This window comes from Rhodococcus gannanensis (assembly GCF_042681175.1).
Classification (GTDB): Bacteria; Actinomycetota; Actinomycetes; order Mycobacteriales; family Mycobacteriaceae; genus Rhodococcus_G; species Rhodococcus_G gannanensis.
On the sequence record NZ_JBHUFB010000012.1, the window covers coordinates 416370 to 434291 of the forward strand.

Sequence of the window (17922 nt, forward strand, 5' to 3'; positions counted from 1 at the left end):
CGAGTCCGACGCACACGACGGCGAGGTAGTTGTTCGACTGCAGGAACAGCCGCAGGGGCTTGACCTGCTCACCACGGCGGACGCCGGCGTAGAGCTGGTGCGCCATCAGCAGGAACCACGCACCGGCAACCAACGCGACCGCGGCGTAGATGACGCCCGCGGCGGGCACCAGGACGAGTGTGGTGAGGACGGTCAGCCAGGTGTAGACGAGGATCTGCTTGGTGACGCGTTCCTCGGTGGCGATCACCGGGAGCATCGGCACGCCCGCGGCCTTGTAGTCCTCCTTGTACCTCATGGCCATCGCCCAGGTGTGCGGCGGAGTCCAGAAGAAGATGACGAGGAACAGCACGATCGGTTCCCAGCTGATGCTGCCGGTGACCGCGGCCCAGCCGACCATCACGGGCATGCATCCCGCGGCGCCGCCCCAGATGACGTTCTGCCAGGTCCGACGCTTGAGCACCATCGTGTAGACGAGCACGTAGAACGCGATGGTGATCGCGATGAGGATCGCGGCCAGCGGGTACGTCGCCCACCACAGCCACCCGAAGGATGCGACACCGAGGGCCAGTCCGAAGATCAGCGCGTGCGACGTGGGCACCGCCATCCGAGCCAGTGGCCGGCGGGCGGTGCGCTTCATCACCTTGTCGATGTCGGCGTCGACCACACAGTTCAGTGCGTTGGCACTCGCCGCACCCATCCAGCCACCGAACAGGGTGGCGAGGATGAGCGGAAAGTCGACGGTACCGCGGTCGGCGAGCAGCATCGCGGGGATCGTCGCGACCAGAAGGAGTTCGATCACTCGCGGCTTGGTCAGCGCCAGGTACGCGAGGATCGTCCCCAGGATCCGACCCCAGACGGTGTCCGACCTGGTGGATGGGGTGGCATCGGGGGCTCCGGCGAGACCGTGTCCGCCACGCTCCACTATCCGCACCGTTTCTCCTACTTCTCGGGCCGTGCCGCGGGGGCCCGGTTTCACGACCCGGCCGGGTCGGCCGTACTCGCGCCAGCGTCTGCCGCTCCGGTGGCACTCCGCGCAGCGGGGTCCGGAGCACTACTACACCCGATGGTAGACGGCGAGCCGACCAGAACCGAACCGGGCACCACGACGAGGCGCGCCGGTGGACACCGGATCGACCGGTCTGCACCCGAGCACTACTGTTGTCTCGGAACTACGCTTGGATTCGAACCCGTCGAGAACGCGAGGCGAACAGCCTCGGGTTCGCGTCACGGGTTCGCGGTCCCATGATTCCGACCCGAGGTCGGGGTCGCCGCGAACGTCCCGCGTCGCCGTTCACCTATGTCAGGAGACTTGAAGCTCGTGTCGACCACAGACGAGATCCGCGTCCTCACCCAGCCTGCGCATCCCGCCGACTGGACCGACCTGGACACGAAGGCGGTCGACACCGCTCGTGTCCTGGCCGCCGACGCCGTGCAGAAGGTCGGCAACGGCCACCCGGGCACCGCGATGAGCCTGGCGCCGCTCGCGTACACCCTCTTCCAGCGGGTGATGCGGCACGATCCCGCGGACGCCGAGTGGGTCGGACGCGACCGCTTCGTCCTGTCCTGCGGGCACTCGAGCCTCACTCTGTACATCCAGCTCTACCTGTCGGGGTACGGCCTTGAGCTGGCCGACCTCGAGGCGCTGCGCACCTGGGGTTCGCTGACGCCGGGTCACCCCGAGTTCGGTCACACCACGGGCGTCGAGATCACCACCGGCCCGCTCGGTCAGGGCCTGGCCTCGGCGGTCGGCATGGCGATGGCCGCGCGTCGCGAGCGCGGTCTCTTCGATCCCGACGCCCCCGCGGGCACCAGCCCCTTCGACCACCACGTGTACGTGATCGCCTCCGACGGCGACCTGCAGGAGGGCGTCACCGCCGAGGCGTCCTCGATCGCGGGTGTGCAGCAGCTCGGCAACCTGATCGTCTTCTACGACGACAACGAGATCTCCATCGAGCACGACACCGCCATCGCGTTCGGCGAGGATGTCGCGAAGCGCTACGAGTCGTACGGCTGGCACGTCCAGCGCGTCGAGGGCGGCGAGAACGTCACCGCCATCATCGAGGCCGCGGAGGCCGCGAAGGCTGTCACCGACAAGCCGTCGATCATCATCCTGCGCACCATCATCGGCTACCCGGCCCCGACGAAGATGAACACCGGCGACGTGCACGGCGCCGCGCTCGGCGCGGACGAGGTCGCGGGGGTGAAGAAGGCCCTCGGCTTCGACCCCGAGAAGAGCTTCGACGTCGATCCGGCTGCGCTGGCACACGCCCGCGAGGTCGTCACCCGCGGGGAGGCGGCCCGCGCCGAGTGGCAGACCGCCTTCGACGCGTGGGCCGGGCGTGAGGCCGAGCGCAAGGCGCTGTTCGACCGCCTGCAGACGGGAGCGTTCCCGGAGGGCTGGACGGACGTCCTCCCGACCTGGGAGCCGGACGCGAAGGGTGCCGCGACCCGCAAGGCGTCGGCCAAGGTCCTCAATGCGCTCGGCCCGATCCTGCCGGAGCTGTGGGGCGGTTCCGCCGACCTCGCGGGCAGCAACAACACCACGATCGACGGTTCCGACTCGTTCGGCCCGACGTCGATCTCCACCAAGGACTGGAACGCGCAGCCCTACGGCCGGACGCTGCACTTCGGTATCCGCGAGCACGCGATGGGCTCGATCCTCAACGGCATCGCGCTGCACGGCCCGACCCGCCCCTACGGCGGCACGTTCCTGGTCTTCAGCGACTACATGCGCCCGGCGGTTCGCCTGGCGGCACTCATGGGTGTGCCGTCCGTCTACGTGTGGACGCACGACTCCATCGGTCTCGGCGAGGACGGCCCGACGCACCAGCCGATCGAGCACCTCGCCGCGCTGCGCGCCATCCCGAACATGTCCGTGGTCCGCCCGGGCGACGCCAACGAGACCGCGCAGGCCTGGCGTTACGCGCTGGAGAACACCACCGGTCCGACCGCGCTGGCCCTGACCCGTCAGGACATCCCCGTTCTCGACGGCACCAAGGAGCGGGCGGCCGAGGGCGTCAAGCGTGGCGCCTACGTGCTGGAGGACTCGTCCACCGGCACGCCCGAGGTCATCCTCCTCGCCACCGGCTCGGAGCTGTACCTGGCTGTTGAGGCCCGCAAGGCGCTCGAGGCCGACGGTATCGGCACCCGCGTGGTGTCGGTCCCCTGCCTCGACTGGTTCGCCCAGCAGGACCAGGCGTACCGCGACGAAGTGCTGCCGCCCGCGACCCGCGCCCGGGTCTCCGTCGAGGCAGGCATCGCGATGCCGTGGTGGCGACTGCTCGGCGACGCCGGTGAGGCCGTCTCCATCGAGCACTTCGGCGCGTCCGCGGACCACAAGACCCTCTTCCGCGAGTTCGGGTTCACGGCGGAGAACGTCGTCGCCGCGGCCCGTCGCACCCTCGATCGAGTGAAGGGCTGATCGCCATGACACAGAACCAGAACCTCGCCGACCTGTCCGCCGCCGGTGTCTCGGTGTGGCTGGACGACCTGTCCCGCAACCGGCTGGAGACGGGCAACCTCGCGCAGCTGGTCGCGGAGAAGTCCGTCGTCGGTGTGACGACGAATCCGTCGATCTTCCAGGCCGCGCTCAAGGGCCCGGAGTACCAGGCTCAGCTGCACGAGCTCGCGGGCCGCGGCGCGAACGTCGACGACACCGTCCGCGCGCTGACGACCGACGACGTGCGCAACGCCTGCGACCTGCTCGCGCCGCAGTACGAGACGTCGGGCGGCGTCGACGGCCGGGTGTCCATCGAGGTCGATCCGCGGCTCGCGCACGACACCGACGGCACGGTCGCGCAGGCGATCGAGCTGTGGAAGATCGTCGACCGGCCGAACCTGCTCATCAAGATCCCGGCCACCCTCGCGGGCCTGCCCGCGATCACCCGGGTGATCGCGGAGGGCATCAGCGTCAACGTGACGCTGATCTTCTCCGTCGAGCGGCACAAGGTCGTGATCGACGCCTACCTCGCCGGCCTGGAGTCGGCGAAGGCGGCGGGCCACGACCTGTCCACCATCCACTCGGTCGCCTCCTTCTTCGTGTCCCGGGTGGACACCGAGATCGACGCCCGCCTGGAGAAGATCGGAACGGACGCCGCCCTGGCTCTGCGCGGCAAGGCCGGCGTCGCCAACGCCCGCCTCGCCTACGCGGCCTACCAGGACGTGTTCGAGTCCGGTGACCGGTTCGCGGCGCTCGCGCAGGCCGGTGCCCGGGTGCAGCGGCCGCTGTGGGCGTCGACCGGCGTGAAGAACCAGGACTACCCCGACACGCTGTACGTCACCGAGCTGGTCGCGGCCAACACGGTGAACACGATGCCGGAGAAGACCCTCGACGCGGTCGCCGACCACGGTGTCGTCACCGGCGACACCATCTCCGGCACCGCGGCCGCCTCGCAGGAGGTCTTCGACGCGGTCTCCGCGGCCGGGATCGACCTGGTCGACGTCTTCGACAAGCTCGAGTCGGAGGGCGTCGACAAGTTCGAGGTCTCCTGGAACGAACTCCTGGAGGCAACCGCCGCGTCCCTCTCCGCAGCAGGCTGATCACGGTGGGGGGCACGGGCGCCGTTCCGCGGCCGAGAACCGGCACGACACCCGCGCAGTGGGTCAACCCGTTGCGCGACGAACGTGACAAGCGGCTGCCGCGCATCGCGGGTCCGTGCTCCCTGGTGATCTTCGGCGTCACCGGCGACCTCGCACGCAAGAAGCTCCTGCCCGCCGTATACGACCTTGCGAACCGGGGACTGCTGCCGCCCGGGTTCACCCTGGTCGGGTTCGCCCGGCGGGACTGGACCGACGAGCACTTCGCCGCTGTCGTGCACGACTCGGTGCGCGACCACGCACGCACCGAGTTCCGCGAGGTGGTGTGGGAGCGCCTCGCCGAGGGAATCCGTTTCGTCCAGGGCAGTTTCGACGACGAGGCAGCCTTCGACGAGCTCGCGAAGACCCTCGCGGCCGTGGACGAACAGCGCGGCACCGGGGGCAATCACGGTTTCTACCTCGCGATCCCACCGGCCGCGTTCCCCACCGTGTGCGAGCAGCTGTCGCGGTCCGGGCTCGCCCGGCCCGGTGAGGACCAGTGGCGGCGGGTGGTGATCGAGAAGCCGTTCGGTCACGACCTCGAGTCGGCGAAGGAACTCAACGACGTCGTGAACGCCGTCGTCCCCGAGGACTCGGTGTTCCGCATCGACCACTACCTCGGCAAGGAGACGGTCCAGAACATCCTGGCGTTGCGGTTCGCGAACCAACTGTTCGACCCGATCTGGAACTCCCACTACGTCGATCACGTCCAGATCACCATGGCCGAGGACATCGGCCTCGGTGGCCGCGCCGGCTACTACGACGGCATCGGCGCCGCGCGGGACGTGATCCAGAACCACCTGCTGCAACTCCTGGCGTTCACCGCGATGGAGGAGCCGGTCAGCTTCGAGCCGTCGGAGCTGCAGGCGGAGAAGATCAAGGTGCTCTCCGCAACCCGGCTCGCGCAGCCCCTCGACGAGACCACCGCCCGCGGGCAGTACTCCGGCGGCTGGCAGGGTGGCCGCAAGGTCGTCGGACTGCTCGACGAGGAGGGCTTCTCGAAGGACTCCACCACGGAGACCTTCGCCGCCATCACCCTCGAGGTCGACACCCGCCGCTGGGCCGGCGTGCCGTTCTACCTGCGCACCGGAAAGCGCTTGGGCCGCAGGGTCACCGAGATCGCCGTCGTGTTCAAGCGGGCACCACACCTGCCGTTCGACCAGACGATGACCGAGGAACTCGGCCAGAACGCGCTGGTGATCCGCGTCCAGCCGGACGAGGGCGTCACGATGCGATTCGGCTCCAAGGTTCCCGGCTCCTCGATGGAGGTCCGGGACGTCAACATGGACTTCAGTTACGGCCAGGCGTTCACCGAGTCCTCCCCGGAGGCGTACGAACGACTGATCCTCGACGTCCTGCTCGGCGAGCCGTCGTTGTTCCCCGCGAACGCGGAGGTCGAACTCTCCTGGAAGATCCTCGACCCCGTGCTCGACCACTGGGCTGCGTCCGGGAGGCCGGAGCCGTACGAGGCCGGCACCTGGGGTCCGCCGTCGGCGCAGGAGATGCTGCGCCGCTCGGGACGCGAGTGGCGACGACCGTGACGACAGGAGTGGTCCACCCGTGATCATCGACATTCCCGCCACCACGACGGGCGCCGTGAACAAGAAGCTGGTCGAGGTGCGCGAGACCGGCGGCGCGGTCACTCTCGGGCGGGTGCTGACGCTGGTGGTCAGCACCGACGACGACGGCAACGCCGAGTCGGTGATCTCGGCGGCGAACGACGCGAGCCGCGAGCATCCGTGTCGCGTCATCGTGGTGACGCGCGGCGACCGGGAGGTCGAGACGCGGCTGGACGCACAGATCCGCGTCGGCGGCGACGCAGGCGCCTCCGAGGTCGTGGTGCTGCGGCTCTACGGGGAACTGGCCGGGCACGAGGACAGCGTCGTGATTCCGTTCCTGCTCCCCGACACCCCGGTGGTCGCGTGGTGGCCGGACCGACTGCCCGCAGTACCCGCACAGGATCCGTTGGGCAGGTTGGCCGTTCGCCGGATCACCGACGCGACCGGTGCCGCGGACCCGGCGGCGACCATCAGGTCACTGCTCGGCACGTACACCGCGGGCGACACCGATCTCGCATGGGCGCGCGCGACCCCGTGGCGGGCGTTGCTCACCGCGGCGGTCGATCAGCCACCGCACGAGAACGTGCTGTCGGCGACGGTGTCGGGCCTGGGGCAGGAACCGGCGGTCGACCTGATCGCAGGGTGGCTGGCGAGCCGTATCGACGGGCCTGTCCGGCGGCGGACGGGCGACCTGCACATCGAACTGCACCGGGAGACGGAATCGATCTCGCTGAGCCGTCCGCAGCTCGGCAAGACCGCGACGCTGAGCCGGACCGGAGCGCCCGACGCACTGGTCTCGTTGGCCCGCAGGGAGACCCGCGACTGCCTGGCGGAGGACCTGCGTCGACTGGACCCGGACGAGGTGTACCGGGCTGCGCTGGCGGGCCTGGAACGGGTGATCTGGGAGTAGCGTCCCGGGCCGCGCGGCTCCTCGCCGAGCGGTGATCGTTCGGCTCGTGAACGGTCCTCCACCTGACGCGGCGCAACGCCTAGGGTGGATCCATGACTCAATCCGTGACCGTGCAGACCTACGACGATTCCGCAGCGCTGGTCGAGGCGGCGGCAGCGAAGCTGATCGACGTGATCGTGGACGCGCAGGCCGCGCGGGGCACCGCTTCCGTGGTCCTGACCGGCGGCGGCAACGGAATCGGGGTGCTTCGGGCACTGCGCGCCGACTCCGGCGAGATCGACTGGTCGAAGGTCGACATCTTCTGGGGGGACGAGCGTTTCGTCCCCGCCGGACATCCGGATCGCAACGAGGTCCAGGCCCACGAGGCGCTGCTCGATCACGTTCCCGTCGACCCGGCTCGCCTGCATCCCATGCCCTACGGGGACGGCGCGTACGCCGGCGATCCGGACGCCGCGGCGCACGCCTACGAACACCTGCTCGCGGCGCACGCCACCGAGGGCCCGATTCCCGACTTCGACGTCCACCTGCTCGGTATGGGCGGCGAGGGACACGTCAACTCGCTGTTCCCGGAGACCGACGCCGTGCGCGAACAGGCCCGGTACGTGGTCGGGGTGACCGATTCCCCGAAGCCGCCCGCGGAGCGAGTGACGCTGACGCTGCCCGCCGTTCAGCGGTCCCGGCGCGTGTGGCTGCTCGTCGCCGGCGCCGACAAGGCGGAGGCCACCGCCGCTGCGATCGGCGGCGCGGATCCGGTGGACGTCCCGTCTGCCGGTGCCCTCGGCGCCGAGGAGACGGTGTGGTTCCTCGACAAGGCGGCAGCCGCGAACCTCACGCCCTAGTCCCCCGCCGCGTCCTCCGGCGTCGCGTCCCACGGGTCCTCGGCCCGAGGCTGCGACTCCCCGAGGGCGCGGCGGTGCAAGAGCGGTGCGGACCGCGGTCCGGACCGGGCCGCCGCCGCTCGCAGCCCGTAACGCACCTGTATGCCGCTCGTGCACTGATCCACCGTGCGCTCCCTCCAGTTCGTGTTGCTGGATTGGACGCGCAGGCGGGCGATCCGGTTCCGCGGTCGGGCTATCCGCTGTTGCGGAGCGCAGTGGCGAGGCCGTTCATCGTGAGCTGGATGCCGCGGCGGACGAGGTCGCTGTCGTCCCCGGCCCGGTATCTGCGGAGCAGTTCCACCTGCAGGTGGTTGAGCGGTTCGAGGTACGGGAACCGGTTGTAGATGGACCGCTCCAGCGCGGGATTGTCCGCGGTGAGCGAGTCGTTCCCGGTGATCTCCCGGTACATGCGCACCGTCCGTGCGTGCTCCTCGGTGATCCTCCCGAACACCCGTGCCCGTAGGTCCGGGTCGGGAACGAGCTCGGAGTACCGGGCCGCGAGACCCATGTCGGACTTCGCCATCACCATCGCCATGTTGGACAGCACAGTCCGGAAGAACGGCCACCTCTCGTAGAGGTCGGTGAGCGTCGCCAGCCGGGCCGGGTCGTCGGCGACCCAGCTCTCGAACGCCGTCCCGGTTCCGTACCAGCCGGGCAGCATGACCCGGGACTGGCTCCACGACAGCACCCAGGGGATCGCGCGCAGGTCCGTGATCGCGCGTGTCGGTTTGCGTGACGCGGGCCGGGATCCGATGTTGAGCGCCCCGATCTCGGCGACCGGGGTGGACGTCGTGAAGTACTCCACGAACCCCGGTGTCTCGTGGACGAGTGCGCTGTACGCGACGCGGGCGCGCTCGGCCAGGTCGTCGAGCAGCCGGTAGGCGTCGTCGGCGTCGGCGCCGAGTCCCTCCACGTCGAGGAGAGTCGACTCCAGCGTCGCGGCCAGTAGCGCCTCGAGGTTCCTCCGGGCCATCGGCGGCTGCGCGTACTTGGCGGCGATCACCTCGCCCTGCTCGGTGATCCGCAGCGACCCGCTGACCGCCCCCGGAGGCTGCGCGAGGATCGCCTCGTAGCTCGGCCCGCCGCCGCGACCGACCGTGCCGCCGCGACCGTGGAACAGCCGCAACCGGATTCCGGTGTCTCTGGCCGCCTCGACGAGATCGAGCTCGGCGCGGTACAGCGCCCAGTTCGCGGCCAGGTAGCCGCCGTCCTTGTTCGAGTCCGAGTAGCCGAGCATCACCTCCTGCAGGCCGCCGTGGGCGTCGACGAGTGCCCGGTACTCGGGCACCGCCAGCGCCGCGCGCAGCGTCGCCGCTCCCCCGCGCAGGTCCTCGATGGTCTCGAACAGGGGAACGACGTTGGGTGCCGGGCGGTCCGATCCGGGAACCAGCAGGCCGCATTCCTTCAGCAGCACGGCGGCCTCGAGCATGTCGCTCACCGAGGTGCACATGCTGATGATGCAGTTCGGGATCGCGCCGGGCCCGATGTCGTCGACGGCGGCCGCGGCCGCGGCGAGGATGGCGAGTTCGGAGGTGGTGCGTTCGCCGAACTCGGTGCCGGGTCGCGTGAGTGGGCGTGGGGTGCGGAGTTCGGCTGCGAGCAGCGCCACCCGCGCGCTCTCGTCGAGCGAGCGGTAGTCGGAATGCACGCCCGCCCAGGCGAACAGCTCCGCGATCACCTCCTCGTGCACCTCGGAGTTCTGCCGCAGGTCCAGTCCTGCAAGGTGGAAACCGAAGGCCTGCACCGATTCCCGAAGGGTGGCGAGATGCGCATCCGCGATCACGTCGTCACCGTGCGACCGCAGCGACGCGTCCATCACCCCGAGATCGGCGAGCAGCCGGTCGGGCGCCCGGTAGGGATCGAGTCCGGTGTCGGTGAGCGCCGCGGAGGACAGGCGGGCGGTGTCGTCACCGAGGATCGCGATCGCGGTCTCGGTCAGTCTGGCCCGCATGCCCCGGATGGCGCGGCGATACGGTTCGTCCGCCCGGGACGGGCTCTCGTCACCGGACGCGTCGGCGAGGGCGGCGAGGTCCGGCGAGACGGTCACCAGCCGAGCGGACATCGCCAGTTCCTGTTCGAGGCGTTCGAGGTCGTGCAGGTGCCGGTCGAGCGCGGTCGCGGAGGCGCGGTGGGTGGCGCGGTGCACGACGTCGGCCGTGACGAAAGGGTTGCCGTCGCGGTCGCCGCCGATCCAGGATCCGGTGCGCAGCATGGGCTCCGGGAGCAGCCCGGCGTCGGGCCAGCGACGGCGGAGTTCCTGCCGCAGCGACGCGTTGAGCCGCGGCACCACCTCGAACAGCGCGGCGTCGTAGTAGCGCAGCCCGACCTCGATCTCGTCCTGGATGCGCAGCCGCGAAAGTCGGATCAGCGCGGTCTGCCACAGGGCAAGGACCTGTCTGCGCAGTTCCAGGTCGATCTCCGCCGGGTCACGCTCCGGATGGGCCCGGCGATGCATGAGCTCGGTGATCCGGCTCTGGATCTCGAAGACGCTCCGACGACGCGTCTCGGTCGGGTGGGCCGTGATGACGGGCACCACCTGCGCGCCGGACAGCGCCTCGCCCACTGCTTCGGGATCGAGCTGTGCGGCATCGAGTTTCGCGTAGGTGGCGGCGAGACTGCTGTCCTGGGGCGGCTCGCCTGCACGGACATGCACCATCCGCCTGCGTTCACGGTGCAGGTCCTCCGCCAGGTTCGCGAGGAGCGCGAAGTGGCTGAACGCCCGGATCACCGGGATGGCCGAGTCGACTCCCACGTCGACGAAGAGGGTGGCGAGCTCGGCGCGGTCGATCTCGGAGCGACGCACCCGGAACGACTCGACCCGGGCCCGTTCGACGAGGTCGAACACCTCCGGCCCGGCCTGTTCGCGCACGATGTCGCCCAGGATTCCGCCGAGCAGTCGGATGTCCTCGCGCAGTGGTTCGGTGGCCGCGCGGGAGATGTCGGAGCGCTGCTGCGTCGTCATCGCCCCAGTATCGGGGCGGGTGGCCCGGCACGCAGTGCGAGCCGAGCCCTCGTCAGGCGGGCACGTGGCGCCCGTCAGGCCTTGAAGACGACCCGATCCGGGGTGAGCCTGCCGATGACCCGCGGGGTACCCGGCTCGTCCTTCTCCCAGCGCTCCGCGCCGGTGTACTTGCGGGCGAGCTCGTGGATGAGCGATCCGTCCGGGTCGTCGGTGAAGGTGACGGTGCCCCGAACCTCGAGATAGCTGTACGGCCTGTCCCCTGGGTACACGAGCAGGGTCGCGCGCGGGTCCCGCTCGAGGTTGGCCGCTTTGCGGCGCCCCTTGACCGTGGAGAAGAGGATGTCACCGCCGTCGCGCGTGATCCAGATCACCGACAGCTGCGGTTGGCCGTCCGGTTCGACGGTCGCGAGAGTGGCGAACTCGGGGGCGTCGACGAACGCGACGCCGGCCTCCGGGAGAGCGGAGGCACGGACCAGGTCGGCCATCGTCAGCTGAACTTGATCTCGAGGCCGATGCCGAGGATCGCGATCAGCCAGATGAGGCCGGTGAACACGGTGAGCCGATCGAGGTTCTTCTCCACGACGGTCGAGCCGGACAGGCTCGACTGGACACCGCCACCGAAGAGGCTGGACAGACCGCCACCCTTGCCGCGGTGCAGCAGCACCAGCAGGATCAGCAGGAGGCTGGAGATCACCAGCAGGATGTCCAGGAAGAGGTTCATCTCGGCGGTCGCTGCCCTTCGGTCGGGTGTGGTCACAAGCCGCCCCAGCCTACCGTCCGCGCGCGACCTCGACACACGGTGTCCCGAATCACGTGCGGACCACCCCGAGGATGCAACTCGTAACCTTCGCTCCCCGAATGGTCGACAGCTCGTCACCTCCGCGTCGAATTTCGTTTGCAGACTGCAACTACCTTTCCGCCTCGCACCATCCGCTTCGTGAAAGGTCACCATGTCTCGCGTTCATCGCATCCCGGCCGCGCTCCTGCTCACCGGCGCCACCCTCCTCGCCGGCAGTGGCCTGGCCACCGCTGCCCCGGCCCTCCCCCCGGCCGTCGCGAGCCTGCTCGACACCGCCTCCTCCGCCGCCGGCAGCACCACCGTCGCCCCCGACGCACCGCGCCTCGCCAGCGTCGACAACTTCCGCGACGTCGCGGGCACCGGAACCGGCTACGCGACGCCGACCGGCAACGTGAACAAGGGCGTCTTCTTCCGCTCGAACGCCCTCTCCCCGAGCGACGCCGACCTCGCCACCCTCGGAAACCTCGGCATCTCCACGGTCTACGACCTGCGCAGCGACGAGGAGATCGCCGCGAAGGCGGACCGTCTGCCCGAGGGCGCGACCTGGGTCCACATGCCGATCATGTCCGGCAACACGAGCACCGGCAGCGTCATGGACAGCATTCACACCCCGGACGACGCCCGGGAGATGTTGCGGCAGGCGAACCGCAGCTTCGTCACCGGCGACTTCGAGCGAGGGTCGTTCGCCCGGTTGCTGACCTCGTTCGCCGAGACCGAGGGCGCGCAGGTCTTCCACTGCACCGCGGGCAAGGACCGCACCGGCTGGACCTCGTACCTGCTGCTCAGCATCGCAGGCGTCGACCAACAGACGATCATGGACGACTACCTGCTCACCAACGAGTACAGCAAGGACTCCATCGCGAAGACCGTGGCGTACATCCAGGGGACCCAGGGCGAGGCCGCGGCCGCGATCTACGCGCCACTGATGGGCGTCGAGGCCTCCTACCTGCAGGCGGGCATCGACCAGCTCACGGCCGACTACGGCACCGTCGGCAACTACCTCACCACCGGCCTCGGCCTGTCCGCGGCGACCGTGGCCGCTGTGAAGGCGAAGCTCGTCAGCTGAACGGAACCGCGGAACCACCCACTGAGTGGGACATACGGGCCGGTTCTCCTGCTCCGCGGGAGAACCGGTACGTCCGGCATTCGGGCCGTGGCTACCTTCCCGATCGACATCGCCCACCGACGGAAGGTCCGAGAATGTCCCGCACCACGAAGAACGGTCTCATTCCCCGAGTCCCCGCCGCACTCCTCCTCGCCGCAGGCACGCTGCTCGCCGGCAGCGGCGTCGCAATAGCCGAGCCCGCTGTCCCGCCTGCACTGGCCGGCCTGCTCGACACCGCCTCGTCGGCGGGGAGCGTCGCCCCGGTCGCCGACGCTCCCCGGCTCGCGACCGTCGACAACTTCCGCGACGTCGCGGGCACCGGCGCGGGCTACGCGACGCCGCGCGGCACCGTCCACAAGGGCGTCTTCTACCGGTCCAACGCGATCGTCCCGAACGACGCGGACCTCGCCACGCTGTCGGCCGTCGGTCTGACGACGGCCTACGATCTGCGCGGTCCCGACGAGATCGCCCAGAAGGCCGACCGGCTTCCCGCCGGGGTGGCGTACGTGAACATCCCGATTCTCGCGGGGAACGTGAACGAACTCGTCGCCCGCATCCACTCGCCCGAGGACGCCCGCCAGGAGATGCGGAAGATGAACCGCGACTTCGTCACCGGGGAGGTCGAGCGCGCCGGGTTCGCGCAGTTGCTGACCTCGCTGGCCGAGACCGACGGCGCGCAGGTCTTCCACTGCACCGCAGGCAAGGACCGCACCGGCTGGACGTCTTACCTGTTGCTCACGATCGCCGGGGTCGACGCGCAGACGATCATGGACGACTACCTGCTCACCAACGAGTACACGGCCGAGTCCATGGCGAAGACACTCGCGTACCTGCGCCAGACCCAGGGCGACGCGGTAGCCGAGAACTTCGGACCGCTCGTCGGCGTCGAGGCGAGCTACTTGCAGGCCGGAATCGACCAGCTCACAGCCGATTTCGGCGCCGTCGACAACTACCTCACCACCGGCCTCGGACTGTCGACGGGGACGATCGGTGCCCTGAAGGCGAAGCTCGTCGGCTGATCGACCGGACACCATCGCGCCCGTGAGCGGATCTCGTCCGCTCACGGGCGCGATGCTCTACAGGTTGCGGGCGAGGGCGCGTCCGGCGGCGCGACCCGAGAAGATGCAGCCACCGAGGAAGGTGCCCTCGAGCGCGTTGTAGCCGTGCACGCCGCCGCCGCCGAACCCCGCGACCTCACCGGCCGCGTACAGCCCGTCGAAGGCGGTGCCGTCGGGCCGGATCACCTGCGAGTCGAGACTGGTCTCGAGTCCGCCGAGCGTCTTGCGGGTGAGCAGGTTGAGCCGGACCGCGATCATCGGGCCCTGCGCGGGATCCTGCAGCTTGTGCGGCTTCGCGACGCGGATCACCTTGTCGATCGTGTACGTGCGGGCGTTGCGCACGGCCATGATCTGCATGTCCTTGGTGTAGGTGTTGTCGATCTCGCGGTCCCGGGCGACGACTTCCCGCTCGATCTGCTCGAAGTCGAGCGGGGGTCCAGGGTTGATCGCGTTCATCCCGTCGACGAGGTCGCGCAGGTTGTCGCGCACGACGAAGTCCTCGCCGTGCTGCTTGAATGCCTCGACCGGCCCGGTCGCGCCCTTCTTGACGCGACCGAGGAGAAGCTTGAGGTCCTTGCCCGTCATGTCCGGGTTCTGTTCGGAACCCGACAGTGCGAACTCCTTCTCGATGATCGACTGCGTGAGGACGAACCACGTGTGGTCGTGTCCGGTGCCGACGATGTGCTTGAGCGTCGCGAGGGTGTCGTAGCCGGGGAACAGCGGGACCGGAAGCCGCTTTCCGGTCGCGTCGAGCCACAGCGACGACGGTCCGGGGATGATGCGGATGCCGTGGTTCGGCCAGATCGGATCCCAGTTCGCGATGCCCTCGGTGTAGTGCCACATGCGGTCGCGGTTGACGATGTTGCCGCCTGCGGATTCGGTGATGCCCAGCATCCGGCCGTCGACGTGTGCCGGGACGCCGGTCACCATCCGCTCCGGGGCAGGCCCGAGCCGAGCGGTCGGCCAGTTCTCCTTGACCAGATCGAAGTTTCCGCCGATGCCGCCGGAGGTCACGACGACGGCCTGCGCGCGCAGTTCGAACTCGCCCGCCGCGTCCCGGTTCGACTTCACGCCGCGCGGTTCGTGCGACGGCGCGAGCACGGTTCCGCGCACTCCGACCGCGGCGCCGTTCTCCACGATCAGTTCGTCCACCTGGTGCCGGTGCCGGAAGGTGACGAGTCCACGGGCAGCCGCCTCCAGCACCGGTTCCCGGAACACCCGCACGACCTCCGGGCCGGTGCCCCAGGTGATGTGGAAGCGGGGCACCGAGTTGCCGTGTCCGGTGGCAAGTCCGCCACCACGCTCGGCCCACCCGACGTTCGGCATCACACGGAGGCCGAGTTCGTGCAGGTAGGACCGCTTGTCACCGGCGGCGAAGTTGACGTAGGCCTCGGCCCACTGCCGCGGCCAGTGGTCCTCGCGGTCGCGGTCGAAGGCGGCGCTGCCCATCCAGTCCTGCATCGCGAGCTCGACGGAATCCTTGATGCCCATCCGGCGCTGCTCGGGACTGTCGACGAGGAACAGGCCGCCGAGGGACCAGAATGCCTGCCCACCGAGATTGGCCTCGTTCTCCTGGTCGACGACCAGGACCGATTTGCCTGCGCGGGTCAGTTCGTACGTGGCGACGAGGCCGGCGAGCCCGCCTCCGACCACGATGACGTCTGCGTTCTCGGACATCTGCACCTCACTTGTTCTCGCTGGGACTGTTGGGTTCGCTGTAGTTCCGCAGTACGCACAGGAACAGGTCCGTGCGGGCGGCGGCGACGTCGGTTCGGTCCGGTTCGAGGAGGACCTGGGCCGTGGTGCCGTCGTGGACGGCGACGAGGGCGCGCCCGAGGGCGCTGCGGTCCGTCACGCTGCGTCCGGCGCGCGCGAGGGCCGATTCGACGAGGGGCAGGATGACGGACTGGATCGCTGCCTCGCGCTCCGCCATGGCCACCCGGAGTTCGGGGTGGCGCAACGCATGGGCGGTGAACTCCGAGGTGACCCGGTACCACCGGTCGTCAACCGGGATCACGGACAGCACCCGCGCGGCGGCGACGTCGAGGTCCACGGCGTCAGACTCTCCGTCGGATTCGGCTGCCACCACCGCGTCCTCGATGGCCCGCAGCATCTGCGCGGACCTGCCCTCCCACATCGCGAGGAACAGTTCGTCCAGCGACGTGAAGTTCGAGTAGAACGCGCCCCTCGTGTATCCCGCTCGCTCACAGACCTGCTCGACGGTAGAGCGGCCGAAGCCCTCCTCGGCGAACACGTCGAGTGCGGCGGCGAGCAGCCGCTCCCGCGTGTGCGCTCGACTCCTCGGCATACTCGATACATTAATGTATCGAACCCGCTCGCATGTCCGATTCGTGCGAGGTCATCCGGAAACGAGTTCACTCACGGGCGGCGCCAGCCACCGTCCAGACCGAGTTCGCGAAGCCTCGCCTCGAACGCCTCCGTGCGGGAGGAGTGCTCGAAGAAGTCCTCCTGCTCCACGATCCGACCCCAGCGGGTGCGCACCAGCAGCACCAATCTCGAACGCCGACCTGTCCGGCGACTCCGTTGCGAGGAATGTCCGTGGAACCGCACCACCGCGGTCATCCGCCACGGCGGGCCGCCGAAGTAGACCTCGGCGATCTCCCCGCGAAAGTCCCCGGCGACATACCCCTTCAGGAGAGCCTCGATGGCGTCACGGCCGACGTGGAGACCGGACCACGAGTGGACACCGTCGGGAAATCGCAGCACCGCGTTCGGGTGGTACGCGGAGAGCAGGGGCCGATGGTTCCCGGCATTGAGGGCGACGACGTACCGCTCGAACCGACTCAGCGTCGCGTGCCGCAACACGTACCGCCCACCGGAGGTGGTGCTCGCCCCCGCAGCGAACCAGGAATTCATGGCGAACAGTGTGCAGCACACCCGAATCCCTTGCCGGGTCGGGCCGTTCGTGCCGCTTCCGGCCCTCGCGCAGGCCGGTCGGCGACGCCGTCGTCGGCACTCGCGAGGCGGTTCGGTAACGATCTGCCGCGATCGCCGTCCATGTTGCGCGATGTTCGCGGGCGGCATCGATACTGCTCTGATGAGGCCGACGACCAGATTCCTCGTGTCCGCCGTCTCGACGGTGATCCTGCTGATGGCGGGATTGCTGGTCGCTGTCCCGGCGACCGGTGGCGCCCAATCGCCTGCGTGGCGCTACACGATGGTCGGCTTCAGCAACATCAGCGACCGGCACATGGACGTGTACGAGTCGAGCGACGCCACCCACTTCCAGCCGCTCCAACTGTCCGCGTACGCGCCGCCGACCGGGCTGGTGCGCGACCCGAGCATCTTCCGGCACACCGACGGCTTCTACTACGTCACCTACACCACTGTCGACGGAGCGAACATCGGCTTCGCGCGCAGCAGCGACCGGATCACCTGGACCTACCTGGGGTCGTGGCCGGTCCCCCTGTGCTGCGCCTTCCTTCCCGGCACCGGTGACGGCACGGGTTCGGCGAGTCCACCGGGCTCCTCCGGGTCCGCCGGTTTCAGCGACGGGCCGTCACTGTCGCCGTTCACCACCAAGGCGTGGGCACCCGAATGGTTCGTCGACGGCGACCGCGTCAACGTCATTCTGTCGATGTCGACGGGCGGAGGATTCGTGCCGTACATCATGACGGCGCTCGACCCGGGGCTGCGGATCTGGGGTTTACCGGTTCCGCTCGCCGGAATCGGCGCCGACCACATCGACACCACCGTGGTGAAGGTCGGATCGACCTATCACGCCTTCACCAAGAACGAGACGAAGAAGGTCATCGAGCATGCGGTCGCACCGTCGGTCACCGGACCGTACTCGTTCGTACCACCCGGTGACTGGGGTTCCCTCGTCGAGGGACCGTCCGTCGTCCAGTTGCCCGACGGCAACTGGCGGATGTATTTCGACGCCTACACCGAGGGCAGGTACTTCTACTCCGACAGCTCCGACGGCCTTCGGACGTGGTCGCCGAGGACCGAGCTTCCGGACCTCTCCGGGACGGTGCGCCACTTCAGTGTGATCAGGGAACCCGCCTAGAACGCCGGTGGGCGCGTGACCTCGTCGGGTCACGCGCCCACCGCGC

The 17922-nt window shown here is 69.3% G+C and carries 15 protein-coding genes; 8 read left to right on the forward strand and 7 right to left on the reverse strand.

The window, feature by feature from the left end; genetic code table 11:
* Nucleotides 1-922: heme o synthase (locus ACFSJG_RS16665; RefSeq protein ID WP_378486460.1), on the reverse strand; the 922-nt coding region annotated here is incomplete at its 3' end.
* A gap of 396 nt (nt 923-1318) precedes the next feature.
* Here ACFSJG_RS16665 and tkt point away from each other — a divergent pair.
* The 5 genes from tkt to pgl all read left to right on the forward strand — a co-directional run bounded on the left by tkt (nt 1319) and on the right by pgl (nt 7883).
* Nucleotides 1319-3421: a transketolase gene (gene tkt / locus ACFSJG_RS16670; protein WP_378486337.1), complete on the forward strand. Its 2103-nt coding sequence runs from the start codon at nt 1319-1321 to the stop codon at nt 3419-3421.
* Nucleotides 3422-3426: 5 nt separating this feature from the next.
* Entirely contained in the window at nt 3427-4539 is a 1113-nt protein-coding gene (gene tal, locus ACFSJG_RS16675; RefSeq protein ID WP_378486338.1) for a transaldolase, read from the forward strand.
* A 5-nt stretch (nt 4540-4544) separates the two neighbouring features.
* A complete protein-coding gene (gene zwf / locus ACFSJG_RS16680; RefSeq protein WP_378486339.1) occupies nt 4545-6116 on the forward strand; it encodes a glucose-6-phosphate dehydrogenase in 1572 nt (523 codons plus the stop codon).
* Nucleotides 6117-6135: 19 nt separating this feature from the next.
* On the forward strand, nt 6136-7044 hold the full coding sequence (gene opcA / locus ACFSJG_RS16685; protein WP_378486340.1) for a glucose-6-phosphate dehydrogenase assembly protein OpcA: 909 nt from the start codon (nt 6136-6138) through the stop codon (nt 7042-7044).
* A gap of 92 nt (nt 7045-7136) precedes the next feature.
* Complete coding sequence (pgl, locus tag ACFSJG_RS16690; protein ID WP_378486341.1) at nt 7137-7883, forward strand: 6-phosphogluconolactonase; 747 nt, start codon at nt 7137-7139, stop codon at nt 7881-7883.
* 232 nt (nt 7884-8115) lie between these two features.
* Here the strand turns inward: pgl and ppc are convergent, their stop codons facing one another.
* The 3 genes from ppc to secG form a co-directional block, all read right to left on the reverse strand.
* On the reverse strand, nt 8116-10884 hold the full coding sequence (gene ppc, locus ACFSJG_RS16695; RefSeq protein WP_378486342.1) for a phosphoenolpyruvate carboxylase: 2769 nt from the start codon (nt 10882-10884) through the stop codon (nt 8116-8118).
* Between the two features lie 74 nt (nt 10885-10958).
* The gene (locus ACFSJG_RS16700; RefSeq protein ID WP_378486343.1) at nt 10959-11369 is read right to left on the reverse strand and encodes a PPOX class F420-dependent oxidoreductase; all 411 of its coding nucleotides are present in this window, start codon (nt 11367-11369) and stop codon (nt 10959-10961) included.
* Nucleotides 11370-11371: 2 nt separating this feature from the next.
* Entirely contained in the window at nt 11372-11605 is a 234-nt protein-coding gene (gene secG / locus ACFSJG_RS16705; protein WP_007535483.1) for a preprotein translocase subunit SecG, read from the reverse strand.
* A gap of 229 nt (nt 11606-11834) precedes the next feature.
* On the opposite strand from secG, the gene ACFSJG_RS16710 reads away from it, so the two are divergent.
* Both ACFSJG_RS16710 and ACFSJG_RS16715 read left to right on the forward strand, forming a co-directional pair.
* A complete protein-coding gene (locus tag ACFSJG_RS16710; protein ID WP_378486344.1) occupies nt 11835-12749 on the forward strand; it encodes a tyrosine-protein phosphatase in 915 nt (304 codons plus the stop codon).
* A 134-nt stretch (nt 12750-12883) separates the two neighbouring features.
* A complete protein-coding gene (locus ACFSJG_RS16715) occupies nt 12884-13807 on the forward strand; it encodes a tyrosine-protein phosphatase (protein ID WP_378486345.1) in 924 nt (307 codons plus the stop codon).
* Between the two features lie 57 nt (nt 13808-13864).
* Here ACFSJG_RS16715 and ACFSJG_RS16720 read toward each other — a convergent pair whose 3' ends face one another.
* The 3 genes from ACFSJG_RS16720 to ACFSJG_RS16730 form a co-directional block, all read right to left on the reverse strand.
* Nucleotides 13865-15523 (reverse strand): FAD-binding dehydrogenase, encoded by a 1659-nt coding sequence (locus tag ACFSJG_RS16720; protein ID WP_378486346.1) that lies wholly within the window; start codon nt 15521-15523, stop codon nt 13865-13867.
* 7 nt (nt 15524-15530) lie between these two features.
* Nucleotides 15531-16154, reverse strand: a complete 624-nt coding sequence (locus ACFSJG_RS16725; protein ID WP_378486347.1) for a TetR/AcrR family transcriptional regulator — start codon at nt 16152-16154, stop codon at nt 15531-15533.
* Nucleotides 16155-16225: 71 nt separating this feature from the next.
* A complete protein-coding gene (locus ACFSJG_RS16730) occupies nt 16226-16723 on the reverse strand; it encodes a nuclear transport factor 2 family protein (RefSeq protein ID WP_378486348.1) in 498 nt (165 codons plus the stop codon).
* A gap of 181 nt (nt 16724-16904) precedes the next feature.
* Between ACFSJG_RS16730 and ACFSJG_RS16735 the strand changes: the two genes are divergently transcribed.
* On the forward strand, nt 16905-17876 hold the full coding sequence (locus tag ACFSJG_RS16735) for a glycoside hydrolase family 43 protein (protein ID WP_378486349.1): 972 nt from the start codon (nt 16905-16907) through the stop codon (nt 17874-17876).
* Nucleotides 17877-17922 lie beyond the last annotated feature (46 nt).

What these genes read in the sequence shown, in the direction of transcription:
- ACFSJG_RS16700 (WP_378486343.1), bottom strand. Translation starts at nt 11,369, where the DNA reads ATGGCCGACCTGGTCCGTGCCTCCGCTCTCCCGGAGGCCGGCGTCGCG.
- ACFSJG_RS16720 (WP_378486346.1), bottom strand. Translation starts at nt 15,523, where the DNA reads ATGTCCGAGAACGCAGACGTCATCGTGGTCGGAGGCGGGCTCGCCGGC.
- pgl (WP_378486341.1), top strand. Translation starts at nt 7,137, where the DNA reads ATGACTCAATCCGTGACCGTGCAGACCTACGACGATTCCGCAGCGCTG.
- tal (WP_378486338.1), top strand. Translation starts at nt 3,427, where the DNA reads ATGACACAGAACCAGAACCTCGCCGACCTGTCCGCCGCCGGTGTCTCG.
- secG (WP_007535483.1), bottom strand. Translation starts at nt 11,605, where the DNA reads ATGAACCTCTTCCTGGACATCCTGCTGGTGATCTCCAGCCTCCTGCTG.
- ACFSJG_RS16710 (WP_378486344.1), top strand. Translation starts at nt 11,835, where the DNA reads ATGTCTCGCGTTCATCGCATCCCGGCCGCGCTCCTGCTCACCGGCGCC.
- ppc (WP_378486342.1), bottom strand. Translation starts at nt 10,884, where the DNA reads ATGACGACGCAGCAGCGCTCCGACATCTCCCGCGCGGCCACCGAACCA.
- ACFSJG_RS16715 (WP_378486345.1), top strand. Translation starts at nt 12,884, where the DNA reads ATGTCCCGCACCACGAAGAACGGTCTCATTCCCCGAGTCCCCGCCGCA.
- ACFSJG_RS16735 (WP_378486349.1), top strand. Translation starts at nt 16,905, where the DNA reads ATGAGGCCGACGACCAGATTCCTCGTGTCCGCCGTCTCGACGGTGATC.
- ACFSJG_RS16725 (WP_378486347.1), bottom strand. Translation starts at nt 16,154, where the DNA reads ATGCCGAGGAGTCGAGCGCACACGCGGGAGCGGCTGCTCGCCGCCGCA.
- ACFSJG_RS16730 (WP_378486348.1), bottom strand. Translation starts at nt 16,723, where the DNA reads ATGAATTCCTGGTTCGCTGCGGGGGCGAGCACCACCTCCGGTGGGCGG.